This is a genomic window from Pseudomonas aestuarii, from assembly GCF_027988105.1.
GTDB lineage: Bacteria > Pseudomonadota > Gammaproteobacteria > Pseudomonadales > Pseudomonadaceae > Aquipseudomonas > Aquipseudomonas aestuarii.
This window is the reverse complement of record NZ_JAQJZJ010000023.1, coordinates 1-2605: the sequence shown is the minus strand read 5'-3', so window position 1 is coordinate 2605 and position 2605 is coordinate 1. Positions and strand designations below refer to the sequence as shown.

Sequence of the window (2605 nt, the reverse complement as noted above, 5' to 3'; positions counted from 1 at the left end):
GTGTTGGTGCTGATGGAAAATTGACCCACCCTGCCGATTGAAATTTGACCCAGGGCGGATTGCTGATCTCGTACCAGCAACTGTGGATAAGTCTATCAGCGCAGCTGCTTTTGAACCCCCTCCTTCGATAGCCCAGTTCAGTTGTTGATGACCTGCCACATCCAGTCATGCAGCAGGCCATCCTTTCCCTAAAATCAAAACGGTTCGTCGTCCACCGGCTTCTGATCGTCCTTGCGTTTTCGCTCCCGTGATTTGATCTTTGCCTGAGCCGCCAAGCTGCTGTGTTGCAGGCGGTAGGACTCGTTGCCCGTTTCGACGATGTGGCAGTGGTGCGTAAGCCGATCCAGCAGGGCGGTGGTCATCTTGGCGTCGCCGAACACGCGCGACCATTCTGCGAAGCTCAGGTTGGTCGTGATCACGACGCTGGTGTGCTCGTACAGCTTGGACAGCAAGTGAAAAAGCAGAGCACCGCCGGCCTGACTGAATGGCAAGTAACCCAGTTCATCGAGGATGACCAAGTCCATGCGCAGCAGTGCTTGGGCGATGCGCCCGGCTTTACCGTCATGCTTCTCGCGCTCCAGCAGATTGACCAGGTCAACCGTGGAGTAGAAGCGCACGCGCTTGCCGTGCAGGGTGATGCCGGACACGGCTAGCGCGGTGGCCAGGTGGGTCTTGCCGGTGCCCGGCCCGCCGATGAGTACCACGTTCTGTGCTGTGTCGGTGAAGGCCAGGCTGGCCAGTTCCCTGATCAGCCGTGCGTCGGCGCTGGAGGCGCTGAAGTCGAAGCCAGCCAGGTCACGGTGCATGGGCAGCTTGGCCATGTTCATTTGATGGCTCACCGAGCGCATGGCCCGATCCGCATGCTCCTGTTGCAGCAGGTGTTCGAGCAACCATTTCGAGGAGGCTAGGGCCGACTCACCCTGCGCCGTCAAGTCCGCCCAAGCAGTGGCCATGCCGTGCAGGCGCAGCTCTTTGAGTTCTGCCATGAGATCACGCATGACGGATCTCCTCGACGCTGCCGCGTAAACGGTCGTAGCGCGCCGTGTTCGCGACAGGCGCTTCCTTGAGCTGCAAGTGAGTCTCGACGGAGGGCGGTGGCTCGGCCGCTGTCAGCCGCGCCACGACATTCAGGATGTGTTCAGCGCTCAGGGTGCCGGCTTCGAGTACCAGTTCAACGGCCACCAACACGGCATCGAGTCCGGCGACCGGTACGGCAGCCAGGACTTGCGCCATGATCCGGTCACCACCAGCATGCCGTGTCAGACCGTGCTTGAGTTGCCGCAGTGGTGTTGGCAGATCCGCAAAAGGAGCGCCATTGCGCAGTGCGCCCGGCTTGCGCTCGATCAGCGGGATGTAGTGCTGCCAGTCATAGTTGACCTGGCCGCGATCCAGCAAGCGCGCGTGGCTGGCAATCAATACGTCATCAGCTACCACCTCGATCCGCGTCGGATACAGGCGGCAACTGAGCCACTTGCCGGCGTACTCACAGGGTACCGAGTAGCGGTTTCGTCCCATGCTGACCAGGCAGGTGCTGGAAACCCGCGCCGCACGCTCGACGTAACCGTCGAAGGGCGCGGGCATGGGCATCATTTCGGCCCGCTCCAACTCCAACACCTCGGCCACGCTCAGCCCGCTGTATTGCGGGTGCGGCAGCTCGCTCCAGAGCGCGCGGCAGCGCTGCCCGAGCCAGGCATTGAGTTCCTCGAAGGAGTGGAATTGGCGGTCTTGGGCGTCCAGCCAGATACGCCTGCGACTGTCCTGGACGTTCTTTTCGACGATGCCCTTTTCCCAACCTGAGGCGACGTTGCAGAAATCCGGATCGAACAGGTAGTGCGCGCACATCACCGCGAAGCGCGCATTCACCGTGCGGCCTTTGCCCTTGTTGACCTTGTCGACGGCCGTCTTCATGTTGTCGTAAATGCCTCGGCGTGGCACGCCGCCTAAGGCGCTGAACGAGCGCGTATGCGCGTCGAACAGCATCTCGTGACCTTGGCTCGGATAAGCCACCAGCCAGAAGGCACGGCTGGCACAGAGCTTCAGGTGCGACACCTGCATGCGCCGGTAAATGCCGCCGATCAGCAGACCTTCCTCACTCCAGTCGAACTGAAACGCCTCGCCCAGCGCAAAAGTCAGCGGCACAAAGGCCTGCAACGCCTTGCCCTGTTCCCCGCGCCAGGCACGGAGAAACGCGGTGAGCTGACTGTAGCCACCGTCGTAACCCTCGGCTTTGATTTGCGCCAACAGCGCCTTGGCACTCCGGCGCTGCTGTTTGGGACGCAGCGAGTCGGCTTTAAGCGCCTGCTCCAGCGTGGCGTGAAACGGACTCAGCTTGTTGAAAATGGCCCTGCGCAGGTACACCGGCTGCTTGGCTTCCGGCGCTCTGACCCACTTGCGAATGGTGTTGCGCGCCAACCCGGTGCGCTTGGCTATCTCATGCAACGACAGCTTGTCGCGGAAATACATCCGCCGAATTTTGCCCATCATTTCCATACTGATCACCCTGTGTTCTCCTGCTCAAAAATTGAGCAGAAGCAGTTGAACACCTGGGTCAGTTTTCAGTCGGCAGAACAGCCTCTACTGGGTCAGTTTTCGGTCAGCGGCAACA

2 protein-coding genes are annotated in these 2605 nt (G+C 60.8%); both read right to left on the bottom strand.

Annotation, left to right across the window (positions count from 1 at the left end; translation table 11 throughout):
• Positions 1–194 precede the first annotated feature (194 nt).
• Positions 195–998, bottom strand: a complete 804-nt coding sequence (istB, locus tag PH586_RS23370) for an IS21-like element ISPst3 family helper ATPase IstB (protein WP_271350200.1) — start codon at positions 996–998, stop codon at positions 195–197.
• Complete coding sequence (istA, locus tag PH586_RS23365) at positions 991–2490, bottom strand: IS21 family transposase (protein ID WP_271350201.1); 1500 nt, start codon at positions 2488–2490, stop codon at positions 991–993. Before istA ends, istB begins: the two co-directional genes overlap by 8 nt.
• Positions 2491–2605: the final 115 nt, after the last annotated feature.